This window comes from Nocardioides sp. NBC_00368, from assembly GCF_036090055.1.
GTDB lineage: Bacteria > Actinomycetota > Actinomycetes > Propionibacteriales > Nocardioidaceae > Nocardioides.
This window is the reverse complement of sequence record NZ_CP107970.1, coordinates 26,806-50,270: the sequence shown is the minus strand read 5'-3', so window position 1 is coordinate 50,270 and position 23,465 is coordinate 26,806. Positions and strand designations below refer to the sequence as shown.

The following is a 23,465-nucleotide window of genomic DNA, read 5'->3' as shown; positions in this document are numbered from 1 at the left end:
TGCGGCAGCGCCCCGGCCTCGCTCAGGAGGCGACCACGGCCGGCTTGACCGCGAGCACCGGGCAGGTGGCGTCGAGCAGGATCCGCTGAGCAGTGCTGCCGAAGACCAGCTTGCCGACTGGGGTCCGCGCACGGAGCCCCAGGATGATCAGGCGGGCATCGAGGCGCTGGGAGACCTGGATGACGGTGTCGCTGGGGTCACCCAGGTCCCCCCGCTCGACCTCGACCCGGCCAGCGACCTCCGGCCAGCGGGCCTCGAGCTCGGCCATCTCGAGGACCCGCTCGCCGCGTACCGCGGGGACGATGACCACGGTCTCGCCCTCGCGTGACTCGGTGACCGCGGCCGTGACGGCGGCATGTCCGGGCGGGGTGTCGGCGTAGGCGACGACGATGGTCATCGGCGATCCTTTCGGTTCGTGGAAGGGCGGGAGATCGGCGCGATCACTGCAGCAGACCCAACGGCAGGTCGACCGGCAGCAGCGACGGCAGTGCCAGGAGCACGGCACCCAGGACGAGGGTGTAGATGATCGCCGTGCGTGGGCGGGTGCGGGCTGCGTACAGGAGGAACAGCGGGGTGAACACCAGCGTCGCCGCGAGGTAGCCACCGAGCATGACGAGGACCAGGAACGCGGCCATGGCCGCGAAGGTCCGAGCACCGATCATCAGGTCCTGGCGGCGGGCCAGGGCCCGGGCGTCGAGTATCGGCTCGACCCGGGTGGCGAGCATGGTCGCGCCGGAGGAACCGGCCGGCGCGTCGACGGGAACACTGCTGCCCGGTGGGACATCCCGCCGTCGTGCCCGAAGCTCCTGCCAGGTCAGCGCGGCCGCTGCGGCCAGGCCACCCAGGGCGACGAGCCGAGGCATCAGCTGCGCTTCGTCGGAGAACGATCCGCTCACCCACAACGCCCCGGCGAAGACGAGCACGGCGATCACGGCGACGCCGAGGGACCAGGGCGTACGTGCCAGCGAGCCCTCCAGCTCGTCGCCGTCGTTGTCGTCCTCGTGCTCGTCGCGGTGACCGTCGTCGACCGCCCCGGAGGCGCGGCGGAGCCGCTTGACCACGGACCACAGCACCGGCACGACCAGCAGCGCGGCGAAGACGAGCACGCCGGGCCGGGCGACCCAGGAGGCACCGTCGTACAGGCTCGCGGTCAGGTAGTAGTAGCGCTCCATCGGGATCGCCAGGACGAAGCCGATCAGGAACGGAGCCCGCGGCATCCCGGTCGCATTGAGGAAGAACCCGACCACACCGAGCGCGACCATCACCCACAGGTCGCCGATCTGGCCACCCTCCTGGAACGCACCCAGGAGCATCACCACGAGGAGGCCGGGCCCGAGCACGGCGAAGGGCACCTTGGTGAGCTTGGCGAGCGAGCCGGTGGCCAGGAAGCAGAGGAACGCTCCGGCGACCGAGGCGATCGCGAACGCCCACACGATCAGGTACATCAGGTCGAGATGGTCGGTGACGATCGCCGGCCCCGGCTGGATGCCGTACGTCAGCAGCATCCCGAGCAGCATCGCCGACGGCACGCCTCCGGGGATGCCGAAGAGGAAGGTCGGGATGAGGTCGCCGGCCTCGACTGAGTTGTTGGCGCTCTCCGGACCGACGATGCCGCGAGGGTCGCCCTTGCCGAACTTGCGCTTGTCCTTGGCGGTCGCGACGGCCTGCCCGTAGGCGAGCCAGGTGCCGGCGGTGGCGCCGACGCCGGGCAGGACACCGGCCCAGATGCCGATCAGGGCGCCCCGGATGACGTGGGTCCAGTGGGTGATCCACTCACGGATGCCGGATCCCCAGCCGCCGGAGAGCTCCACGGGCTTCTCGGTCACCCGGCGCTGACCGACGCGGCTGGCGATCTCGGCGAGACCGAACACGCCCAGCGCGACCGCGACCAGGGAGATGCCGTCGCTGAGGAACAGCGACCCGAAGGAGAACCGCTCCTCGGCCGTCGTGGGCGAGGTGCCGACGAGACCGAGCAGGAGACCGAGCAGGCCGGCGGTCAGGCCCTTGACGACGTTGCCCCGAGAGAGAACGGCGGCGAGCGAGACCCCGAGGATGGTCAGCATGAAGAGCTCCGGGCTGCCGAAGGACAGCACCAGGGGCCGCGCCAACGGGATGGCGAGCGTGAGCCCGACCGCCCCGATCAGGCCGCCGGCCATCGAGGAGAGGAAGGCGAGGGACAGCGCCCGTTTCGCCTGACCCTGTCTCGCCATGGAGTAGCCATCGAGCATCGTCACGCTGGCCGAGGCCGATCCGGGTGCTCCGAGCAGCACGGCGGCGACCGTGTCCGAGGTGTGCACGACGGCCAGTGCGCCGATGAGCATGGCGAGGGCGGGCTCGGGATCCATGCCGAAGGTGATCGGGAGCAGGATCGCCACCGCACCGGTGCCACCGAGACCGGGGATGAGGCCGATGATCAGACCGGCCACCACGCCGACAGCGAGCATGATGAGGAGCGAGGGATCGGCCAGGGAGGCCAGGGCCGAGAAGGCTGCGTCAGTCATGTGTCTGCCCTCAGTCGATCGTGATGTCGTAGTCGGTCTCGAGCAGCTCGAGGACGTCCTCTCGGACGCTCTCGTCCACCCGGTACGCCTCGCCGATCCGGTCGGCGAGGTCGGGTGAAGCGTCGAGCGGATAACCACCGAGCACCTCGGCCGCGGACTTCTGGAAGGCGGGCTCGGCGCCCATCTCGTCGGCCGTCGAGCGCAGCAGCTCGACCGCCTCGTCCGGTGTGTCCTCGGGCACCCAGAGCGCCTTCTGGTAGGTGTAGGTCAGCGCCAGGATGGCGCGATAGGTCTCCAGCGCCTCCGGGTCCGGCTGCTCGCCGTGGATCTGCTCGTAGACCTCGACGACGGTCGGCAGGTCGGGGAAGTTGGGATCGCGCACGATCTCGCCGTCCTCGTCCACCTGTCCCAGCGAGAAGAGCGGCACCGCGGTCCCGTCCTTCACCAGCGGCTCGACAGCAGGCGCGTACGAGGAGGTCGTCTGGTAGTCGATATCGACTTCACCGCGCTGCAGCGCGAGGTTGACCGGGCCGCGGCCCTCGAAGCCGAAGGTCGCGTCGATGTCGGCGGAGAGGAGGTCGAACGCCAGCATCGTGGTGAGATCGAGGCTGGTCGCCGCGATGCCACCGAAGATGAGGGGCTTGTCGCGGTCGACGAGGTCCTCCACCCCGCGTACGCCGGCGCCGGTCCGGGCGTAGACGACCGCCCCGGTGCCGTTGGCCAGGATGGGCCGGAGCTTGTCGAAGTCGTAGCGCACGGCCGGCATGTCGAGGAGGTAGGGAACCACCGTCGAGGCCGTGCTGACCAGCACCTCGGTGCCGTCGGTCTTCGCCGAGGTCATGAAGTGGTTGGTGCCGAGGATGCCCTCGCCACCGTCGTCGTTGACCGGCGCCAGGCCCGGTGATCCGGGCACCGCCTCGGTCAGCTCGGCACCGACGAACCGCGCCCAGGTGTCCGTGCCGCCACCCTCGGCCAGCGGGATCATCATCTCGACGGTCTCACCCGAGTAGTCACCGTCGGCCGTGGATGCGGCCGGGTTCAAGAAGTCGCCGCCCAGGACGGAGACGCCCACCGCCAAGGCGGTGAAGCCTGCGAGGACGGCGCCGGCGAGTCGCGGGGACGGCGCGGGGCGTTCCGGCGGATCCTGCGCGGAGCTGGCATCCTCGTCTGCGGTCGTGGCCACGTCCTCTTCTTCGACGTGCTGGGTCATGAGTTCCTCCAGGTGAAGCGAGCCTCACACGGGCATCCCGTGTCAAGGGGTCAGATGGTTAAGCCGATGCGGACGGCAGCAGCGGCGGGTCCGGCAGGACCACGGATCCGTGGGCGAGTCGGCGGTAGGTTCGTACGACGCCGACGACGGGGACGCCGTCGTGCTCCTCGGCGAAGGTGCTGACGCGGCCCGCGGGGGTACCGAGCCGCAGGCCGGTGGCGGACCGCCCCTCGGGGACGAGGTCGTGCACCACCGTTCCGGGGGCGTCGGCGGCCAGTGTCAGGGCGACCGACCCGGTCACCGGCACCGCGGGGTGGAAGCGCCCCATCGACAGCATCCGGACGGTCAGGTCGGTCCCTGCCTCGCTCGCCGGATCAGGCGCGGCGACCAGCGCGAGCTTGGGAACGGCCCGGGCGACGGCCTCCGGCGTCGGGGCGAGTCCCATCAGGACACCCGCTTCCCGACGTACGGCATCGAGACGGGCCAGCAGGCCCGGCACCGTGTCGAGCTCGGCGATGTCCTCGTCACCGCGCACACCGAAGTCGGCGGCGTGGGCGGCGACGACCGGGGCGCCGGCGTCGACGAGCGTGACGACCACGCGGCCCACGGCCTCGGACAGGACGTCACGCTGGTTCCCCGTGGGGAAGAGACGCCCGGTGCTGCGGCCGGCCGGGTCGACGAACCCCATTTGCACCGGTGCGCCGAGGAAGGGGACGCCGGGAATGCTCTCGGACGCGTCTTCGTCGAGCACGCCGCCGGGGGTGGGCACGCGCTGCACGATGAGCTGGTCGGTGTTGGTGTTGAGGACCCGAACCGCCGTCTCGGATGCCCCGGGCCGCACCCATCCCTCCCTGATCGCGAACGACGCGACCACCGCGGAGCAGTTGCCGCAGTTGCTCCCCCAGTCGACCTTGGCCTCCTCGATGCCGACCTGGGCGAACGTGTACTCCACGTCCACGCCGGACGTCGCCGAGGGCGCCAGGATGACCGCCTTGCTCGTGGTGGACGTGCCACCACCGACGCCGTCGACCTGGCGGTGGTCGGGGCTGCCGTAGATCCGCAGCAGCACCTCGTCGACGGACAGATCCGGGACCTGCAGGTCGTCGCGACGGAAGACCCAGCACTTGCTGGTGCCACCCCGCATCCATGTCGCGGCGATCTCGCGCATATTGCCTCCTGAGCCGAGTCGTCCGGGCTCTCCGGACCCACACAGACTGGAGCGAGGTGACTTGTAGCACAATCACGACTTCGAACATGATCGTGTAGCAAAACTGCATGCTCAGCCGACGCCTCCTGGCGGCCTCCGCTCCCTGCCGAGTGTCATCGCGGCTGAAGCAGCGCTGCACGCCTCTACATGGCCATGTAGAAGAACTTCATGCAGACTGGGGGCGTGCTCGACATCAAACGGCTGCAGATCCTGTTGGCGATCGTGGAGGAAGGATCGGTGACCAGCGCCGCCGCTGCGCTGGGCTACACACCGTCCGCGATCTCGCAGCAGCTCCTGCGGCTAGAGCGCGAGGCCGGGCAGCCGCTCCTCGACCGCCACGCCCGGGGCATGACCCCCACCGACGCGGGCCTGGTGCTCGCCACCCACGCGCGCAAGGTCCTGCGCCAGCTCGCGGCCGCCGAGTCAGACCTCGCCGACATCGCAGGGGTACGTCGCGGCAGCGTCACCCTGGGCACCTTCCCCACTATCGGCAGCTCCTTCCTACCGCTGGCGGTCCGGCGCTACAAGGAGCTCTACCCCAACATCGCGCTGACCATCCACAGCGGCCGCGAGGACGACCTCGTGCGCATGCTGGAGGAGGGCAAGGTCGCCATGTCCCTCCTGTGGGACTACGCGTGGGAGCGGGTCGACAACGACGAACTGGTGCTCACCGAGCTCTTCACCGACCCCACCGTGCTGCTCGTCGGCGCCACCCATCGCCTGGCCCGGCGGCGTACGGTCCGGATGGCCGACCTCGCCGAGGAGCCCTGGATCATCCGTGCGGGAGGACACCCGGTCGTCGAGGTCCTGCAGCGCAGCGCCGTCGCCGCCGGCTTCAACCCGACCATCGCGTTCCAGGCCAACGACTACCAGGAGGCCCAGGCCATGGTCAGCGTCGGTCTCGGGATCGCACTGGCCCCCAGGACGGCAACCGTCAACCAGCATCCCGACGTACGCGTCATCTCCCTGGGCGACACCGCTCCCCCGAGGCGCATCCTCGTCGCGCACCGCACCGGTCGCGTCCGCAGCGCTGCCGAGCTCGCCCTGCACGACGTGCTCGTCGAGACCTCGTCGACCTACTCCTGAGGCATCGCCGGATCACGCGACCGGTGGGCGTAGGCCGATCTCGGTCAGCCGTCGGCCGCGCCGCCGCAGCAGGTCCTGGAAGGCAGCGGCCAGCGTCGACGGCTTGCGGTCGAGCCAGCAGGCGCCGATGTGCCGCACCGCCTCCGGGTTGGTCAACGGCACCTCGACACAGCCCGCAGCCCCGTGGGGGTCGCGGGGAGCCAGGCTGACACCGAGGCCTGCCGAGACCAGGCCTCGGAGGGTGGCGAGGTCGTCGCCCTCGAAGCCGATCGTGGGCGTGACGCCGCTGGCCCGGGCGAGCTCCTCGAGCAGCGTACGCATCCCGTAACCGCGCTTCATGCAGATGAACGTCTCCTCGGCGGCGTCCTCGAAGCTCACCCGGGCACGTGTCGACAAGCGGTGCCCGGGCGGCACGACCAGGACGAGCGGCTCGGTGTGCAGCCGCCAGTGGCGCAGGCCGGCGCCATCCTCGAGCGGCGAGATAAGGGCGACCTCGGCGGAGCCGTCGGCGAGGGCCGCCAGGCACCGCGGACGCGAGGTCTGGATCAGGTCGACGGACGCCCCCGGATGCTCCTGGAGGAACGCCTTGACCAGCGCCGGCACGACCCGCTCGCCGAGCGTGCTCTGGAAGGCGAGGGCGATCCGTCCGCGGGCGCCGGACTCCTGAGCCTGCACCGCCTCGATGCCTGCCGTGGCCGCCGCGACCGCGGCCGCGGCATGGGGTGCGAGCGCCTCGCCGGCGCGGGTCAGCCGCAGACCTCGTCCGTGCCGCTCGACCACGTCCACGCCAAGCTCTCTGCCGAGCCGGGCGAGCATGCGGCTCACCGTCGGCTGCGGCATCTGCAGCAGGTCGGCCGCGGCGAGCGTCTGGCCGGTCTCGGCGAGCGCAGCGAGGGCCGGGAGCATCGGCAGGACATTTCGGGCAGCGGCATCCACCTTCGACACTATATGCGGCAACGCATTCTTACAGTGCCACCAATGCATTGGACGCATGGTTTCGAGCCGCCTAGCGTGCCAAGGGTGAGCGAACCGGCCGAAGCGGGACATCGACGCGTGCTGATCGCCCTCGTCGCGATCGGGATGACGACGTTCGTGCAGCTCTACTACCCCCAGGCGCTGATCCCGGCGCTCAGCCGCGACTTCGAGGTCGACGCCTCCCAGGCCGCTCTGACGATCTCCGGGGCGACGATCGGGCTCGCCGTCGCCGCGCTCGGCTGGTCGTGGATCGCCGACAGGATCGGCCGGGCCAGGGCGATGACGATCGCCATCGTCGCCGCGGCGGCCATCGGGCTGGTGCTGCCGTTCGTGACGTCGTTTCCCGTGCTCGTCCTCCTGCGCGTCGGACAGGGCATCGCCCTGGGCGGCACCCCGGCGCTCGCCATGGCCTACCTCGACGAGCGGGTGAGCCGACGCCGCGCCCTTGCTGCGGGGGCGACGTACATCTCCGGAACGGTTCTCGGGGGTGTGACCGGACGGCTCATCGCGGCGCCGGTCGCCGACGTGAGCGACTGGCGCGTGGCGGCCCTGGTGGCCGGAGTCGTCAGCGCTCTCGGCGCCGCCGTGGCGGTCATCGCCCTCCCGCGTGAGCGTCGCCGCGCGGCGACGGCGCGGTCGCGGCCGACCGGTGTCTGGCCGGGCATGGTCGCCAACCTCACCAACCCAGGCCAACTGGCGCTCTATGCGCAGGGGTTCCTCCTCATGGGCGCCCAGGTGGCGGTCTTCAACTACCTCGGCTACCGGCTCGAGCTGGAGCCGTTCGACCTGCCTCCGTCGCTGACCGCGGTGATCTTTCTCGCCGGGCTCTCCGGGGCGGTGTCGGCCCGGCTGGCGGCCACGCTCGCCGGGCGCTTCGGCCGCCGGCGCGTACTCCTGGCCTCATCCCTGACCATGGTCGCCGGCGCCGCGCTGACGATCCCCGACCGGCTGACCTCGGTCCTGATCGGGCTGCTGCTGTTCGCCACCGCCTACTTCGCCGCGCACTCGATCGCTTCGGGCTGGGTGGGACCGATGGCGACCAGCGGCGTCGCGCAGGCCACCTCGCTCTACACGCTCTTCTACTACGCCGGCTCCAGCCTCTTCGGCTGGCTCGGCGGCCTCGCCTTCGCCGCCGGCTGGACCGGCACCGCGACCATGGTCATCGCGATCGTCCTGATCGCCTTCGCCGCCGCCCGCACGCTCCTGCCCCGCTCCTCCGGCGAGGTCAGTGCGCAGACACCACCGAAGACGTACGCAGCTCCGCGCTGACCAGCGAGACGGTTGTCGCCGTATCGTGGACCAGCGCGGTGCGCCTGTCGCTCGCGCCAGGCCACCATTCGTCGGACCACGCACCCAAGGAGAAGCCGATGGCCAGGACCTATCGCGTCAACGCCGTCACACGCTGGGTCAACCACGCGTTCGCGGCGATGACCCGGCTGGGGCTGGGCAAGTCGTACCGGCACATCCTCACCGTCCCAGGCCGCCGCACGGGCACACCCCACTCCACGCCCGTCGACGTCATGGCCCGGGACGGCGAGCGCTGGCTGGTCGCCGGCTACGGCGTCACCAACTGGGTGCGCAACGCCCGCGCCGCCGGCCGGGTCACACTCAGCCGGGGCGGCCGATCTGAAACGCTGTACGTGACCGAGCTGGACCCGTCGGCCAGCGTTCCCGTGCTGCGCCAGTATCTGCGCGAGGTACCGGTGACCCGGCCCTACTTCGCCGTGACCGCGGACTCCCCCGACGAGGACATCGCAGCCGACGCACACCGCCATCCCGTCTTCCGGCTCACCGTCGCCGACATCGCCGTGGAGGACTGATCCTGTGGTGGACGCAAAGGGACTCGAACCCCTGACATCCTCCTTGTAAGGGAGGCGCTCTACCAACTGAGCTATGCGTCCGAAGCGCCCCAAGAGTACGCGATCAGGGGCGGGCCCGGCGAACCGGGCCGACGTACCAACCCTGAAATGGAAGTTGAGCCGCTGACGTCTCGGGTCATCAGCGGCTCAACACCTCAAGATTAGATCCCGCCCAGGGCATAGGAAAAGCGATGTAACCACCCTGTTAACGGAACTTGGATGACCCGTAAACTACCTGCTCAGGCGGCCGCGTGGAGCTGCCGGAGGTGCTCCTCGAGGTCGCGGCCGTCGGCGTTGTCGTTGTGCACGGCCCACCGCACGACGCCCGACTTGTCGATGATGTAGGAGGACCGGAGCGGGGCACCGGTGCGCTCGTTGAAGACGCCGTAGGCCTTGGCGACCTCACCGTGGGGCCAGAAATCGGAGAGCACCGGGAAGTTGAGCCGGTCGGTGTCGGCGAACTGCCGGATCGCGTAGACCGGGTCGCACGAGATCGCCAGGACCTCGGTGTCGAAGGTGACGAACTCGTCGAGCCGGTCGCGCAGTCCGCTCATCTCACCGGTGCAGACGCCGGAGAAGGCGAACGGGAAGAAGAAGATCGCGACCGCCTTCTTGCCGTGGAAGTCCGTGAGCGTGACGTCGGCCCCGAACTGGTCACGGAGGGTGAAGTCCGGAGCTGGGTCGCCGATCTGAAGTCCACTCACTGCCCTGCCGCCCTCTCGCCGTTCGATCCTGCTGCCTCGGTGTCCCAGGTCGCCAGCTCGCGCCGGAGCACCTTGCCCGTCGCATTGCGTGGCAGAGCGTCGGTCACGACGATCTCCCGCGGCACCTTGAAGCGAGCCAGATTCTCCTTGACCCAGTCCTTCAAGACCGCATCGACGTCGTCCTCGGCCCCGGGAACCACCACGACGAACCCGCGCAGGCGCTTGCCGAAGTCGGCGTCGTCGACGCCGACGCAGGCCGCGTCGGTGACGAGCGGGTGGCGCATCAGACAGTCCTCGACCTCCTGCGGGAAGACGTTCTCGCCGCCGGAGACGATCATGTCGTCGTCGCGGCCCTCGATGTAGAGCCGGCCGTCGGGACCGAACCGTCCGACGTCGCCGGTCGACATCAGGCCGTCGACGACCTCCTTGCCACCGCCGCTGGTATAGCCCTCGAAGAGGAGTCCGTTGCCGACGAAGATCCGGCCGGCCTCACCGTCGGGTACGGGGACGCCGTCGGCGTCGAGGACCTTCATCCGGGTGCCCCAGGGCACCTTCCCGGCCGAGGTCGGGGCCTCGCGCAGGTCGACGGGGTCGGCGATCGAGGCGTAGGAGACCTCGGTCGATCCGTAGACGTTGTACAGGCTGTCGCCGAACCGGTCCATCCACTCCAGCGCCAGGTCGCCGGGCAGCGCCGAGCCGGAGGACGCGACAGCCTTCAGCCGGGAGCCGATCCCCTCCAGGTCGTACGCAGCCAGCGTCTCCTCCGGCAGCGACAGGATCCGCTGCATCATCACCGGGATGACCACGAACGAGTCGGCCCGGGTCTCCGCGAGGGTCGCGAGCGCGTCCTCCGGGTCGAACCGGCGACGCAGGATCATGGTGGTGCCGAGCAGCTCGGCGAAGAGCAGGTGGGCGAGCCCCCAGGTGTGGAAGAGCGGCGCGGCGATGAAGCAGCGCCAGCCGTCCCTCATCGGCATCCGCGACATCAGCGCGACCGCGGCGTCGAACCCGGCCTCCGGACGCGGCGCCGACTTGGGCGCCCCCGTCGTGCCGGAGGTCAGGATCACGATCCGGCCGTGCCGCTTCGGCGGCGGCACCGGCCGCGCATCGCCGGCGACCAGCGACTCGAGGGTCTCACCAGGATCGTCGGAGTCGACCCACGCGACCAGGCGCTCGGCCGAGCCCGCCGCGGACAGCATCCCGGTGAACTCCTCGTCGTGGATGATCAGAGCGGGCTTGTCCCGCTCCAGCACCCCGACGAGCTGCGGACCGGCGAAGGCGGTGTTGAGGTAGAGAACATCGGCGCCCAGCTTCGCGACCGCCAAGGTGGCGTCGACGAACCCGCGGTGGTTGCGGCACATGATCGCGACCCCGTCGCCCTCGCCGATCCCCCGGGCCGCCAGGGCCCGGGCGATCGCGTTGGAGCGGCGGTCGAGGTCGGCGTACGTCAGCGACCCGAGCTCGTCGATGACCGCGGTGCGACGCGGATAGCGGTGGGCGAGGCCGATGAAGCCTCCGGCCGGGCCGGTGCCCCAGCGCGCGAGCGCCAGACCGGTCCGTGCGAGCCCGAGGGGGCTGACCGGCCGGACGATGCCGGAACCAGCCAGGATCTTCGCCGCGGATCCGGCGGTGCGTGCCTTGGCAGCCGTAGTCGAGAACACCGTTGGGAGTCTAACGTCGCTCACGCGAAGACTCCTGCGGGTGTCCAGCGACCCCGAGAACCGTTGCCATCAGGCAGGAGTCTTCGGCGCCAGCAGACGCGTCGCGGCCCAGTCCTTGCTCACAGATGCGGTGGTGGTCTGGGACAGTCCTGCGATCGGCGCGGCCTCGGCGATGTCCGCCGGGTCGACCGCACCGGGGCGGCCCACCTTCGGCGTCAGCAGCCAGATGACCCCGCCTCCGACGAGGTCGGTCAGCGCGTCGACGAGTCCGTCGACGAGGTCGCCGTCGTCGTCGCGCCACCACAGCAGGACGGCGTCGACGACATTGCCGTACTCACCGTCCACCAGGTCCGCGTCGACGGCGTCTTCGATGGCGACCCGCAGCTCGTCATCCGTATCGTTGTCCCAGCCCAGTTCCTGGATGACCATGCCGGACTTGAGGCCCAGCCGGTCCGCAGGCCCTGTGGCTGCGGTCGAGCTCACGTGTCTTTCCTCCAAGGCTTGATGTCCACGCCGCTTGCATGGACTTGGTTGGTGGTAGTCCAGCGGAGAACGCTGGTCCACGCAACCCCACCCGCCTGTCAGGCGCTAGATAACGGCGTGTCGGAGGCCTTTCAGGCCCTCGGATCGAGCAGATGGAGCAGTACGTTGCGATCCTGGGCCGTCCCGGAGAAGGGGTGTTCGGCGAGGGGGACCTTCGGTGCCTGCCAGTCGTTCGCGGCCAACTCACGCGACAACGAGGCGAGGTGGCCGACCTCCTCGATCGAGCCGCTCCACCGCGCGGGACCGGCGTGGTCGAGCATCGTCGTGGCGATGGTGAGCACGTCGCCGTCGGAGATCAGCTCGACGACCCGGCCCTGCTGCGGCCAGTCGATCAGGGACGGCGCGGTAACCTCCCACCACGATCCGTGAGGCTTCACCGACGTACGGTGGGTGTGGCCGTTGAGCCAGAGGACCGCGCTCTCGTGACGTGAGACGGTCTGCTCGATCTCGTCGCCGAGAACCCGCCGACTGCCGCCCGCGCCGCTCATGTCGTTGACCAGCGAGGCCACGTCGTGGTGACTGGCGATCACCGCGAGCCGCTCGTCGTAGTCGGTGGAGGCGAGCACGGCGTCGAGCCACTCCAGCTGTTCGGCGTCGATCGACCCTTGGAAGCCACCGGCCGGGTTGACCGTGTCCAGGACGACGAAGGTGACCTGGTCGTTGACGTCGTGGCGGTAGTAGGACTCGCCACCGGCCCGGAACCCGTGGCCCGCCGGCTTCGCCTCGTCGTGGACATGGGAGTCCACGAACTCCTGCAGCGTGGTCTGCCGGCGACGCCGGTCGGCGGTCACCTCGTAGGGCTCCAGCTCCGCGAGCATCCCCAGCGCGACCGGGTCGCCGGAGAACAGCCCGGCGATGAGCTTCGCCTTGGCCTCGTCGGTCCAGTGCTCGGGCATCGCGATCGCCTTCAGGTCGCCGACCGCGATCTCGGCGATGGCCGCGTTGCCCGGCACGGTGCCCTGCAGCAGCCCGTCGTGGTTGCCGTTGACGGCCAGCCAGGGCACCTCGAGCCCGGGTGAGTCGATCGCGCGGCGCACGGCCTTCAGCAGCCCCGGGACGAGCGGAAAGCCATGGTCGCCCCGGCGCATGTCGTACGTCTCGCCCTGGGGGTGCCAGAAGCGCTTGTCCGGCAGCACGGCGACGCCCTCGTAGTGCAGCATGTCGCCGGAGTCGGGGGTCAGCCGGCCGCCGTCGAGCAGCGTCAGATACCAGTCGAGCTCGTTGTACTGCCCGTTGTCGGTGTTGTCGCCGGTCGCGATCGCCAGGTCGAGCGGGCCGCCGCCGACGGGTCCTTCGGTGATCTCGTTGATCGCCTCGACCATCGCCGCCCCGACCTGTGCGGTCAGCAGCTCCTGGGCCCGGTACGTCCCGATCTCCTCGATCAGCTCCCGGGTGGAGGTGTCGGGGTCCATGAGCCGGTCCAAGACCTCGACCCGCGCCGGCGACTGGTGGTCGCAGATGTGCATGTCGGACAGGTGGGCGACGGTGAGCACCGGATCACCGAGCTCCTCGGGCTTCCGGGCCAGGTCGGTGCGCGAGATGTGGCGCTCCTGAGGGCCTTCGGCCAGACGTACGTAGGTGCCCTTCCGGCCACCCGCGACGATCCGCCCGCTCTCGCTCGTGACACCCATCTACGCCTCTTCTCCCTCAGCACCGGCCGCCGCGGTCCGTGCGCGAACGATACTCCCAGACCGCGGCGACCGCTCCTATCGGTCAGCCCGTGTAGACGGTCGCCTTGCCGTACAGGTTGCGGGTGACGTTGGAGAGGTAGGTGCTCGCGTCGGCGGAGCCGAGGTTGTAGGTGTTGAAGACGCCGTAGCCCTGGGAGACCGTGCGCGAGGCGAGGCTTGCGGCGGTCGAGGCCGCGGTGCCCTGGATGTTGATCGCGGCGGGGGCGAGCTCGGGCTTGCCGAGCCCGGGGACGTTCGGTACGCCCCAGGTGCCGTAGTAGGGGTTCCAGGCGTAGTCGAGCAGATCGCCGGCGTTGACCCCGCCGTAGGAGAGCCGCTGCGAGGACGGGCCGATGTAGTAGAGCGTGATCAGCTTGTCGGGAATCCGCGAGCGCAGCGCCTCGAGCAGGTAGACGAACGAGAAGTCGTTGGGCTGACCGGTGCCGTTGGCGCCGTAGTTGGACCACTCGTCGTCGAAGTCGATCCCGTCCAGCCCGTAGCGGGTCACCGCGTCGGCGAGCTGGTCGGCGAACGCCTCGGCGGACGCCCGATCCGGGAAGTTGGCGAAGCCGGCGCCCTGGTGGTTGCCGAGCACCGAGAGCAGGATCTTGATGCCCTTGGCCTGGGCCGGACGGATGTGCACGTCGGCGGCGTCGAGCTGCGCCTGCACCTGCGGGTTGTTGTAGAGATAGGCCCGCTGGCCGTCGTAGTTGATGTTGGCCGCGAAGATCAGACCGATGTCGAAGACGTTGCCGCCTCCGGCGAGCTCGTACTTGGCGACGTTGCCGATGCTGTAGTTGTTGACCTCGACGTATCCGGTCATCAGCGTCGGCGAGGCGAGCGGGCGCGCCGCCCCCGCCGAGGGGGCGAGGCCGGTGGCCGCCGTTGCGCCGAGGGCCGCGGCGCCCGCGCCGAGCAGCATGTGTCTGCGTGAGATGTGGGGAACTGACATGGTGCTGGTCTCCTTTAGTTGCGGTGGAACCTCAGGGTGCGGACCTCGAAGGCCCCGAGACTGAGCGCGACGACACCGCCGTCGGAGCTCACCTCGGCGATCGGGTCCTCCACGAGCGAGATCTCCTCGACCCGCTCGTAGCTCTCCGCGACGCGCAGCTCCCCCTGCGTACGCGCGCCGGTGGACTCGTAGACACGCACGACCAGGTCGCCGGAGCGATCGGCGGCGAGCTTCACGCTCGAGACCACCAGTCCATCCCCGGAGACGGTCACCAGCGGCTCGACGGCGGCCGCGCCGGTGATCTGACGGGCCGGGGTGTTGAGCGCCGCTCCTGCCTCGGTCGCGGTCGAGACGGAAGCCCCGATGACCAAGCCGTAGCGGTGGGTCTGCACGCCCTGGTCGGTCTCCGGGTCGGGGAACCGCGGCGCCCGCAGCAGCGAGAGCCGCACCTCAGTGGTGAGCGCGGTCGGTCGGGTGACGTCGAAGCCGTACGTCGAGTCGTTGATCAGCGCCACCCCGAACCCAGGCTCGGAAGCCAGCACCCAGCGGTGCATCGAGGTCTCGAACTTCGCCGCCTCCCAGGAGGTGTTGGTGTGGGTCGGGCGGCGGTGGTAGCCGAACTGGGTCTCGGCGAGCGTCTGCTCGGCCTTGACGTCGAGCGGGAAGGCGACCTTGAGGAACTTCTCGGTCTCGTGCCACTCGGTGCTCTGCGCGATGTCGAGCACGCGCGAGCCGGGTGCCAGCGAGAGCACCTGCGTGGTCGAGGAGTCGGCGGAGATGGGCCGCTCGACGACCAGCCCGTCCTCGGTGATCTTGATCGAGGTGACCTCGCGCAGGTCGGTGACCCGGTTGCGGTAGAACCGGTCCACGTCCCAGGCGTCCCACATGTTCGGGAAGTCCTGGTGGAGCTGGAGCAGGTTGGCCTCGGCCCCGGCCGGGATCGCGTCGCGCCCGGTCGCCAGGTCGACCGCCGAGGTGATCAGGCCCTCGGCGGAGACGGTGACCTCGACGACCCCGTTCCCCAAGACGTACGTCCCGTCCTTCTCGACCACGGAGACGGCCGCCGCTGGCTCGGCCGCGAGGACGCACCCGACGCGCCCGTCGGCACGCAGCGCGACGGTTCCCTCGCCGGCGAGCGCGGTGAGCGCCCGGTCGACGAGAGCCTCGGCGGCCTCCGCGACCCGGGCATACTGGGCAGCTGCCTCGCGGTGGACCCAGGCGATCGAGGTGCCGGGCAGGATGTCGTGGAACTGCTGGAGCAGGATCTGCTGCCACAGCGCGTCCAGCTCGTCGTAGGGGTAGTCGAGCAGGCCGCGGACGGCGGCGGTGGCCGACCACAGCTCGGCCTCGACCAGCAGGTGCTCGCAGCGCCGGTTGCCCTGCTTGGTGAGGTGCTGGGACGTGAGGGTGGCGCGGTGGAGCTCGAGGTAGAGCTCACCGACCCACACGGCCGGGTCCGGCAGCTCCGCCCGGGCCTCGGCGAAGAAGTCGTCCGGGTGACGCCAGGACACCTGCGCGGAGCCTTCGAGATCACGGAGACGACGAGCCTTGCCGGCCATCTCCCGGGTCGTGCCGCCACCCCCGTCGCCCCAGCCGACCGGAGCGATCGACGCGGTGGCGACCCGGTTCTCCCGGAACTGGCGGGAGGCCTTCGCGACCTCCTCGCCGGAGAGCCGGGAGTTGTAGGTGTCCATCGGCGGGAAGTGGCTCAGGATCCGGGAGCCGTCGATGCCTTCCCACTCGAAGGTGTGGTGGGGGAACTTGTTGACCTGGTTCCAGGAGATCTTCTGGGTGAAGAACCACTCGAACCCGGACCGCTTCATCAGCTGCGGCAGCGCCGGGCTGTAGCCGAAGGAGTCGGGCAGCCACACGCCGTGGCAGCGGATCCCGAACTCTTCCTGGAAGAAGCGCTGGCCGTAGAGGAACTGCCGCACCAGCGACTCCCCCGACGGCATCGTGGTGTCGGACTCGACCCACATGCCCCCGAGCGGGATGAAGCGGCCTTCGGCGACCGCGGCCTTCACCTTGGCGTAGACCTCGGGACGGTGCTCCTTGAGCCACGCATACTGCTGGGCGCTCGACATCCCGTAGCGGAAGTCGGGGTCCTCACCGAGCAGCTCGGTCATCGAGGAGGTGGTGCGGGCGACCTTGCGGATCGTCTCCCGCACCGGCCACAGCCAGGCGGAGTCGATGTGCGCGTGGCCGATCGCGGCGATCTGGTGCGCGGAGTCGTGCGCAGTCGCCTCGAGGACCTCGGTCAGCGCCTCCCGGGCGTCGGCGGCCGTCTCCCGGATCCGCTGCAGGTCGACCCGGTCGAGGGCGTCGTCGATCGCCTGCAGGATGCGGAACTTGCGCGGTCCCTCGGGCAGCTCGACCTGCAGCTCATGGAGCGTCTCCAGGTCGAGGCAGAGCTCGAAGACGTCCTTCTCGAAGACGGCCAGCTCGATCCGACGGGTGGTGTAGAGCCTCTTCTTCGAGGAGGTCTCGATGTCGCCTTCCTGGGTGGGCAGGAAGGGGTGGTAGTCGAGCAGGACCGGGTTGGCCGCGGCCTCCAGGAACAGCTCGATCTCCTCGCCACCCTTCGCCTCGTCGGCGACCAGCACCCACTGGTTGCGCGGGTTGAGGCTCTTGATCGGCTCGCCGTCGGGGGTGTAGACCAGCCCCTCGCACTGGAAGCCGGGCATGTTGACGTCGAAGCCGAGGTCGCAGACCAGCTCCACCCGCTTCCCCGCCCACTCCGCAGGCACGGTCCCGGTGATCCGGAACCAGGCGGTACCCCAGGCCGGACCCCAGTCGCTGCCGACCTCGAAGGGCTCGTAGGTCAGCGCCAGCCCGTCGGCCGGAGCGATCGGCTCCCCGGGCAGCTCGTGCCATGCGACGCTCACGGGCGCCGAGGTGGTGTGGACCGCCGGCCACAGGCGCTCCTTGAGGACCCGGCTCACCCGGCCCTCGGTGAGGTGTACGTCGTCGTGCATCAGTGCTCGTCCTGTCTGTTGTCTGCGTTGTCGGCGTCGTCTTCGATGAACTCCAGCTGCGTGAGCACGCAGTCGGTCAACGCGGTGAACCGCACGGCTCCCGCCATGACGGGGTTTCCACGGCGGATCCGGAAAACGCGGGTCTGACCTGCCCAGACGTACGGCTCGCCGGCCCGCTCCTCGCGGGCCACCGTCGCGCCGTCGGGGCCGAGATAGTCCAGCTTCCAGGCCAGGTCGCCCGGCTCGGCGGAGGTCACGGTGTAGAGCGAGAGCCGCCGCTCACCGACGAGCGGGACCTCCATCCGCTCCCCCGCCCTCAGCGCGACAGTGGTCTCGCCGGTGTCGTCGGTCAGGGAGTCCGGCACCACCACGGTCGCGTCGGTCACGGGGAGAGCGGGAGCCGTCCGGGACGCAGACGGCGGGCGGGAGTCCTTCGCCCAGCCGCAGGGTGTTTCGGAGAGCTCGACGACCAGGTGTGCGCCGTCGGCCAGGCGGGCGTGCGGGACCGAGATCACGTCCCACGGCTCGCCGTCGAGGGTCACCGCGCGGATGTGGCCGCCGGTGCCGACCGCCTCGATCACGATCTCCTTGCCGTCCGTCGGCCGCAGCACGGTGCGCCGCACCGACGGCGGGACGATCACGTAGGACGCCGAACCCGGCACCAGCGGATAGAGCCCGATCGTGGCGAAGACGTACCAGGCCGACATCTCGCCGTTGTCCTCGTCCCCGGGATACCCCTGGCCGAGATCGGAGCCGACGAAGAGACGGGAGACGCACTCGCGGACGATCCGGTGGGCGTCGTCGTGCCGCCCGGCGAACATGTACATGAACGGGATGTGGTGGGCAGGCTGGTTGGAGAGCCCGAGCATCCCCATGCGTACGTCGCGGGCCTCGGTCATCTCGTGGATCGCGAACCCGTAGTGACCCGACAGCGCTGCCGCGCCGGTCTCGGGACGGGCGAAGAACTCGTCCAGCTTCGCGCCGAGCCCCTCCTCGCCGCCGTGGAGCTCGGCCAGCCCCGCTCCGTCGTGCGGTGCGGTGAAGGCGGTTCCCCAGGCGTTGGTCTCGGTGTAGTCGTGGCCCCACACGTCGGGGTCGAACGTTGCACGCCACTCCCCCGCGGGGTCGCGCCCGATGAAGAACCCTCGCTCACGGTCGAACACGTTGCGATATCCGAGCGCCCGCCGCGCGAAGTACTCCTCCTCCGCGGCGAGGTCCTCCGGGGTTCGGGGTAGTCCAGGGAGTTTCCGTCGGTTACTGGCCGGTAAACCGACGGAAACTCCCTGGACTACCCCGCCCGCCCGCAACCTCCGAGCCAGCCGCGAGATCCCCCAGTCGTTGATCGCGTTGTCCAGGGTCCACGACATTCCCTCGTGGGTGTCGGTGTCGATGTAGCCCGCGAAGATCCCGCGCCGCAGCCCCTTCCGGCCGACACGTACGTCATCGGGCGGCACGGTCGCGTTCTTCAACGCGGAGACATAGGCGGTCTCCAGATCGATCCCGGGCACCTCGCGCAGGGCCAGGTCGGCGAGCACCGTGTCGAAGGTGGTGCCGGTCATGCAGTCCTCGGCTGCCGGAGCACTCCAGCGCGGCGTCCAGCCGCGGTCGCGGAAGTGCTCGACGAAGCCCTCGGCGAGCGCACCGGCACCGGCCGGATCGAGCAGCGCGAGCAGCGGCCAGGCGGTGCGATAGGTGTCCCAGAAGCCGTGGGTGACCGTCATCGGCGCATGCCGGACGGAGGTCAGGTCGTAGGGCGAGACGTGCGCGTGGGTCGGCCCCTCGCCGTAACGGTTCGGGTAGAGGAAGAGCCGGTAGAGGCCGGACCGGATCGAGACCAGCTGGTCCTCGCTCGCGCCCTCGACCTCGACGGTCGCCAGGACCTGCTCCCAGGCCGCACGGGCCGTGGCGGCCATCTCGTCGAACGATCCGGCGGCCTCGAGGTTGGCGGCCGCCTGCTCGTCGCTGACGGTCGAGATGCCCAGACGTACGTCGACAGCCCCCGCCCCGCTCAGCGCGATATGACCACGGAGCCGGCCATCACCCAGGCGCAGCTGGGAGGTCCCGGCGACGCGGAGATGGATGTGCTGGGCCGGCTTGCCCTCGCGGTCGTCCAGGAGAGCACGGACGACCATCTCGCCGCCGCCGTTCTCGCAGGTCAGCGACCGGATCTTGCCGTGATGGTCGAGCACCAGCGAGCGGGCACCGGTGAACCGCATCCCCAGCGCGAAGTCGCCGGGGACGAGTTCTGCGGTGACGCCGCCGTCGAGGGCGACCGCATACCGATGCGGGCCGGCCTCCTCGCCGGCGTGGTCGAATCCCAGGGCCCGCGCCCGCCGGTCGTCGTCCGGCTCGACGAGCGGGCTCGGCATCACCTGGAAGACCCCGTGATCGCCCATCCACGGGCTCGGGATGTGCGAGGTCGCGAACGCCTCGATCGCCGGCCGGTTGGGTCCGCCGGCGGTGTCGCGGTGGTGCGCGTGCCAGGCGTAGGGCCAGTTGCCCGCGGCGGCGTCGGTCATCGGCAGCCCGAAGACGCCGCCGTGCGGCAGCCCGACCAGCGGCGCGTTGTTGCCGCGCGAGAACCGGTCGCTGGAGTGGGTCCCGCGCCGGGTGTCGACCTGGTCGAGCGGCGCGGCCGGGAGCACGCGGGCGGGCCCGACGGCGACATCGTCGACCCACACCCGCAGCGGCATCTCGGCCGCCCGCGCCACGACGAGGAGCCGTTCGATCCGGCGCCCGGCGAGCCCGGTCAGCGGCACCCTGCGCAGGTTCCACTGGTCGACCCATGCCCGCTTCCCGTCGCCCTGACCGGTCGGGGTCAGCGCCTGACCGTACTGGTCCACGAGCCCGATCTCGCTGAGCCGCCGGCCGTTGCCGAGCAGCCCGTCGATACATACGTACGTCGCCTCCCACCGCCGCTCGTCGCTCGAGGCCGACTCGGGGAACACGACGAAGCGCAGCTCGTCTTCGTCGCCCACCTCCATCGGCGCCTCCAGCGGCAGCTCCGCCTCGACATGGCCGAGCCCCGGCTCGACCTCGAAGCACCACGCCCGCGACGAGGAGTACCCCACGCCCGCACGGGCGTTGACCGGGTCGGCGGGCCCGTTCCCGAGAGTGAGGCTCACGCGAGCCCCTTCAGCACCGCACCGGCGAAGCTCGCCCCCGCAGGAAGCAGTGGCAGGATCGCCATCTGGTAGGCGTGGTAGACGTCCGGCTTGCCCGGCCAGACGGTGGCCGAGGGGTGGTTGTGGGCGTCGAGCTCGTGGTGCCAGGAGCCGAGCTCGCGGTCGACCAGGTGCTCCTCGCAGTAGGCCCACCAGCGGCGTACGTCCGCGAGCGCTTCGGCCGATCCGGTGTCGCGGAAGAGCGTCCAGGCCGCGGCGACCGCCTCCGCCGCGACCCAGTGCATCCGCTCGCGCACGACGGGCTTGTCGGCGAAGTCGGTGGTGTAGACGAAGCCGGACGCACCGTCGACCGCCCAGCCACGCGAGGCCGCGGCGGCCAGCAGCGACTGAGCATCCTCGAGCAGCCACGACGGAGCCTCCGACCCCAGCATGGTCCGCGCGTGCAGCGCCAGCCGCGCCCACTCGAAGAGGTGGCCGATGGTGACTCCGTACGGCCGGAACGGATGCCCAGGATCGTCGATGTTGTAGTCCAGCTCGACCGACCAGGACGAGGAGAAGTGCTCCGGGAGCCGCCAGTCGTACTCGCGAGCGAAGCCGTGCACGACGCGTTCCAGGATCCGTACCGCCCGGTCGAGCCAGACCCCGCGCCCGGTCACCTCGGCGACCGCGAGGAACGCCTCGACGGCATGCATGTTGGCGTTGACGCCGCGATAGCCGTCCAGCGAGCCCCAGTCGGCGCTCCACACGTCGAGGATCAGCCCGTCCTCCTCGCGCCAGAACCGCTCCTCCATCACACGGAGCGCCTTGTCGAGCAGCGCCTCCCCACCGGGGTGGCCGGCGGCGTACGCGGTGGTGGCGGCGAGCACGACGAAGGCATGGGCGTAGCCCTCCTTCACCGTGCTGACCACCTCGCCGGTCTCCGGGGAGACCGCGGAGTGCCACCCGCCGTTCTCGGCGTCGTGGAGCAGCCCGGTGAGTGCGGCGACGCCGTGGTCGACGTACGCAGCGGCCGAGGCGTCACCACGCAGCTGCGCCAGCCCGAAGACGTGCGTCATCCGGCAGGTGATCCAGGTCTCGACGGGCCGTCCGGGAGTGAGCCGACCGTGCTCGTCGAGCCACCCGAACCCGCCGCTCTCATGACGGGAGCCGCGGGCGAAGGCCAGCAGGCGGTCGGCCTCCTCCTCGAAGCGGGCGATCTCGGCGGCGGTCAGTTGCTGGTCGGTCATCCCTTGATGGCCCCTTCCTCGACCCCGCGGAAGAAGTAGCGCTGCAGCACCGCGAAGACGATCACGATCGGGACGAACGAGATCATGGTGCCTGCCGCGATCAGGCGGGGGTTGTTGGTGAACGTGCCGGACAGATACTGCAGGCCGACGGTCAGCGTGAGGTTCTCCGGGTCGGTCAGCACGATCAGCGGCCACAGGAAGTCGTCCCAGGCCCCGATGAACGCGAAGATCGAGATGACGCTCAACATGCCGCGCACGCCGGGGAGGTTGACGTGGATCAGGCGCTGCCAGGCGTTGGCGCCGTCGACCTTGGCGGCCATCTCGAGCTCGTCGGGGATCGCGGTGAACGCCGCCCGCATCAGCAGGACGTTGATCATCCCGATCATCCCCGGCAGCGCGACCCCCAGCAGGGTGTCGGTCAGGCCGAGCGAGCGGACCGTGACGTACTGGGCGATGATCGTCGCCTCCCCCGGCAGGATCAGGGTGGCCAGCAGCGCGCCCAGCACCAGCCTCGACCCGCGGAAGCGCAGCTTCGCCAGCGCGTAGCCCGCCATCGTGGCGCCGAGGATGTTCCCACCCACGACCAGGACGGCGACGATCACCGAGTTCATCGCGTAGTCGACCACCGGCACCACCTCGGCGACCTTGACGTAGTTGGCGAACGTCGGGTGCTCCGGGATGAAGCTCGGGGTCGAGGAGTAGACGTCCTCCTCGATCGACTTCAGCGAGGTCGACAGCTGCCACACGAACGGCAGGATCGTGATCGCGAGCACCACCAGCAGCAACGCGTAGCGCGCCAGCATCTCGCCCGTGGACATCCGGTGGAAGGAGTACGACCTCTTCGCACGCGGCGCACGCGGTTGCCTGTCGGTCATCAGCCGTCCTTCCGGTTGAGCCGGGCCAGCAGCAGCATCGGCAGGAGGGTGAGCACGAAGAGCAGCAGGCTCAGCGCCGAGGCGTAGCCGAGGCTGCCGGTGAAGCCCGTGGAGTAGAGCTGGATCAGCATCACCATCGAGCTCACCTTGCCGCCGGGGCCTCCGGTGCCGCCGGTCATCACGTAGAGCTCGGTGAACACGCGCAGGGCCGAGATGGTGATCAGGATCGTGATCAGCAGCATCGTGCCGCGTACGCCCGGGACGGTCACGCTCCAGAAGCGGCGGACCGGGCCGGCACCGTCGACGGCGGCCGCCTCGTGCAGCTCCTTGCCGACGTTCCCGAGGGCCGAGAGGTAGATGATCATGTAGTAGCCCAGGCCCTTCCAGACCGTCAGGCTGATCGCGCTGAAGAGCAGGAGCCAACGGTCGGTCAGGAACGGGATGGGCTCGGTGACCACCTGCAACGTCGACAGGATCGAGTTGATCGCGCCGCGGTCGTCGAGCAGCCAGCTCCAGATCAGCGCGACCACGACCGCCGAGGCGACCACCGGGGTGTAGAAGGTGACCCGGAAGAAGGTCAGGCCCGGCAGCTTCTTCTCCACCAGCACCGCGAGCAGCAGCGGCAACAGAGTGAGCAGCGGTACGCAGACGATCATGTAGAGGATCGAGTTGGTCAGCGCGTGGACGAGCTGGTCGTCGTCGAGCATCCGCTCGAAGTTCGCCAGCCCGGTGAACTCCCCACCGCCCAGTGGCTTGGTGTCGGTGAACGCCATGTAGATGGTGTTGAGGGCGGGATAGACGTTGAAGACGCACAGCCACACCACGGCCGGCGCGACGAGCAGCCAGGGCGTGAACCATCGGTGGTCACGCACCTGGCCACTTGGCCTCGTGATCGG

The 23,465-nt window shown here is 70.1% G+C and carries 18 protein-coding genes and 1 tRNA gene; 3 read left to right on the top strand and 16 right to left on the bottom strand.

Annotated elements, in window-relative coordinates; all coding sequences use genetic code 11:
• Window positions 1–22: 22 nt before the first annotated feature.
• From OG984_RS00200 to OG984_RS00185, 4 genes are read right to left on the bottom strand one after another with little or no spacing between them, the layout of a single operon-like run.
• Window positions 23–397, bottom strand: coding sequence for a universal stress protein (locus OG984_RS00200; protein WP_328529670.1), 375 nt, complete (start codon window positions 395–397; stop codon window positions 23–25).
• A gap of 43 nt (window positions 398–440) precedes the next feature.
• Window positions 441–2,501, bottom strand: coding sequence for a tripartite tricarboxylate transporter permease (locus OG984_RS00195; protein ID WP_328529669.1), 2,061 nt, complete (start codon window positions 2,499–2,501; stop codon window positions 441–443).
• A 10-nt stretch (window positions 2,502–2,511) separates the two neighbouring features.
• Window positions 2,512–3,711, bottom strand: a complete 1,200-nt coding sequence (locus tag OG984_RS00190; protein ID WP_328529668.1) for a Bug family tripartite tricarboxylate transporter substrate binding protein — start codon at window positions 3,709–3,711, stop codon at window positions 2,512–2,514.
• A 58-nt stretch (window positions 3,712–3,769) separates the two neighbouring features.
• On the bottom strand, window positions 3,770–4,879 hold the full coding sequence (locus tag OG984_RS00185; protein WP_328529667.1) for a PrpF domain-containing protein: 1,110 nt from the start codon (window positions 4,877–4,879) through the stop codon (window positions 3,770–3,772).
• A gap of 207 nt (window positions 4,880–5,086) precedes the next feature.
• On the opposite strand from OG984_RS00185, the gene OG984_RS00180 reads away from it, so the two are divergent.
• On the top strand, window positions 5,087–6,004 hold the full coding sequence (locus tag OG984_RS00180) for a LysR family transcriptional regulator (protein ID WP_328529666.1): 918 nt from the start codon (window positions 5,087–5,089) through the stop codon (window positions 6,002–6,004).
• A 12-nt stretch (window positions 6,005–6,016) separates the two neighbouring features.
• Here OG984_RS00180 and OG984_RS00175 read toward each other — a convergent pair whose 3' ends face one another.
• Complete coding sequence (locus tag OG984_RS00175) at window positions 6,017–6,940, bottom strand: LysR family transcriptional regulator (RefSeq protein WP_328529665.1); 924 nt, start codon at window positions 6,938–6,940, stop codon at window positions 6,017–6,019.
• A gap of 84 nt (window positions 6,941–7,024) precedes the next feature.
• Here OG984_RS00175 and OG984_RS00170 point away from each other — a divergent pair, with 84 nt between their 5' ends.
• Together OG984_RS00170 and OG984_RS00165 are read left to right on the top strand one after the other, a co-directional pair.
• Window positions 7,025–8,248, top strand: a complete 1,224-nt coding sequence (locus OG984_RS00170) for an MFS transporter (protein WP_328529664.1) — start codon at window positions 7,025–7,027, stop codon at window positions 8,246–8,248.
• 98 nt (window positions 8,249–8,346) lie between these two features.
• Window positions 8,347–8,799 (top strand): nitroreductase/quinone reductase family protein, encoded by a 453-nt coding sequence (locus tag OG984_RS00165; RefSeq protein ID WP_328529663.1) that lies wholly within the window; start codon window positions 8,347–8,349, stop codon window positions 8,797–8,799.
• Between the two features lie 5 nt (window positions 8,800–8,804).
• Here the strand turns inward: OG984_RS00165 and OG984_RS00160 are convergent.
• The 11 genes from OG984_RS00160 to OG984_RS00110 form a co-directional block, all read right to left on the bottom strand.
• Window positions 8,805–8,880: transfer RNA gene (locus OG984_RS00160), tRNA-Val, on the bottom strand.
• 197 nt (window positions 8,881–9,077) lie between these two features.
• Window positions 9,078–9,542, bottom strand: a complete 465-nt coding sequence (locus OG984_RS00155; protein WP_328529662.1) for a peroxiredoxin — start codon at window positions 9,540–9,542, stop codon at window positions 9,078–9,080.
• Window positions 9,539–11,203 (bottom strand): AMP-binding protein, encoded by a 1,665-nt coding sequence (locus OG984_RS00150; RefSeq protein ID WP_328529661.1) that lies wholly within the window; start codon window positions 11,201–11,203, stop codon window positions 9,539–9,541. The genes OG984_RS00155 and OG984_RS00150 overlap by 4 nt, the downstream gene beginning before the upstream one ends.
• 69 nt (window positions 11,204–11,272) lie before the next feature.
• Window positions 11,273–11,686, bottom strand: a complete 414-nt coding sequence (locus OG984_RS00145; RefSeq protein ID WP_165111741.1) for a DUF3052 domain-containing protein — start codon at window positions 11,684–11,686, stop codon at window positions 11,273–11,275.
• 131 nt (window positions 11,687–11,817) lie between these two features.
• Window positions 11,818–13,377, bottom strand: coding sequence for a TIGR03767 family metallophosphoesterase (locus OG984_RS00140; RefSeq protein ID WP_328529660.1), 1,560 nt, complete (start codon window positions 13,375–13,377; stop codon window positions 11,818–11,820).
• An 82-nt stretch (window positions 13,378–13,459) separates the two neighbouring features.
• Window positions 13,460–14,368, bottom strand: coding sequence for an endo-beta-N-acetylglucosaminidase H (locus OG984_RS00135; protein ID WP_328529659.1), 909 nt, complete (start codon window positions 14,366–14,368; stop codon window positions 13,460–13,462).
• 14 nt (window positions 14,369–14,382) lie between these two features.
• Window positions 14,383–17,343, bottom strand: a complete 2,961-nt coding sequence (locus OG984_RS00130; RefSeq protein ID WP_328529658.1) for an alpha-mannosidase — start codon at window positions 17,341–17,343, stop codon at window positions 14,383–14,385.
• On the bottom strand, window positions 17,343–20,468 hold the full coding sequence (locus OG984_RS00125; protein ID WP_328529657.1) for a GH92 family glycosyl hydrolase: 3,126 nt from the start codon (window positions 20,466–20,468) through the stop codon (window positions 17,343–17,345). Before OG984_RS00125 ends, OG984_RS00130 begins: the two co-directional genes overlap by 1 nt.
• Window positions 20,465–21,694 carry an AGE family epimerase/isomerase gene (locus tag OG984_RS00120; RefSeq protein WP_328529656.1) on the bottom strand — a complete coding sequence of 410 codons (1,230 nt, stop codon included), beginning with the start codon at window positions 21,692–21,694 and terminating at the stop codon, window positions 20,465–20,467. The genes OG984_RS00125 and OG984_RS00120 overlap by 4 nt, the downstream gene beginning before the upstream one ends.
• The gene (locus tag OG984_RS00115) at window positions 21,691–22,569 is read right to left on the bottom strand and encodes a carbohydrate ABC transporter permease (protein ID WP_328529655.1); all 879 of its coding nucleotides are present in this window, start codon (window positions 22,567–22,569) and stop codon (window positions 21,691–21,693) included. Before OG984_RS00115 ends, OG984_RS00120 begins: the two co-directional genes overlap by 4 nt.
• Window positions 22,569–23,441 (bottom strand): carbohydrate ABC transporter permease, encoded by an 873-nt coding sequence (locus tag OG984_RS00110; RefSeq protein WP_328529654.1) that lies wholly within the window; start codon window positions 23,439–23,441, stop codon window positions 22,569–22,571. Before OG984_RS00110 ends, OG984_RS00115 begins: the two co-directional genes overlap by 1 nt.
• Window positions 23,442–23,465 lie beyond the last annotated feature (24 nt).

Coding starts and splice junctions, on each gene's coding strand:
- OG984_RS00200 (WP_328529670.1), bottom strand. CDS start 397: ATGACCATCGTCGTCGCCTACGCCGACACCCCGCCCGGACATGCCGCC.
- OG984_RS00140 (WP_328529660.1), bottom strand. CDS start 13,377: ATGGGTGTCACGAGCGAGAGCGGGCGGATCGTCGCGGGTGGCCGGAAG.
- OG984_RS00185 (WP_328529667.1), bottom strand. CDS start 4,879: ATGCGCGAGATCGCCGCGACATGGATGCGGGGTGGCACCAGCAAGTGC.
- OG984_RS00120 (WP_328529656.1), bottom strand. CDS start 21,694: ATGACCGACCAGCAACTGACCGCCGCCGAGATCGCCCGCTTCGAGGAG.
- OG984_RS00165 (WP_328529663.1), top strand. CDS start 8,347: ATGGCCAGGACCTATCGCGTCAACGCCGTCACACGCTGGGTCAACCAC.
- OG984_RS00115 (WP_328529655.1), bottom strand. CDS start 22,569: ATGACCGACAGGCAACCGCGTGCGCCGCGTGCGAAGAGGTCGTACTCC.
- OG984_RS00130 (WP_328529658.1), bottom strand. CDS start 17,343: ATGCACGACGACGTACACCTCACCGAGGGCCGGGTGAGCCGGGTCCTC.
- OG984_RS00135 (WP_328529659.1), bottom strand. CDS start 14,368: ATGTCAGTTCCCCACATCTCACGCAGACACATGCTGCTCGGCGCGGGC.
- OG984_RS00180 (WP_328529666.1), top strand. CDS start 5,087: ATGCAGACTGGGGGCGTGCTCGACATCAAACGGCTGCAGATCCTGTTG.
- OG984_RS00190 (WP_328529668.1), bottom strand. CDS start 3,711: ATGACCCAGCACGTCGAAGAAGAGGACGTGGCCACGACCGCAGACGAG.
- OG984_RS00195 (WP_328529669.1), bottom strand. CDS start 2,501: ATGACTGACGCAGCCTTCTCGGCCCTGGCCTCCCTGGCCGATCCCTCG.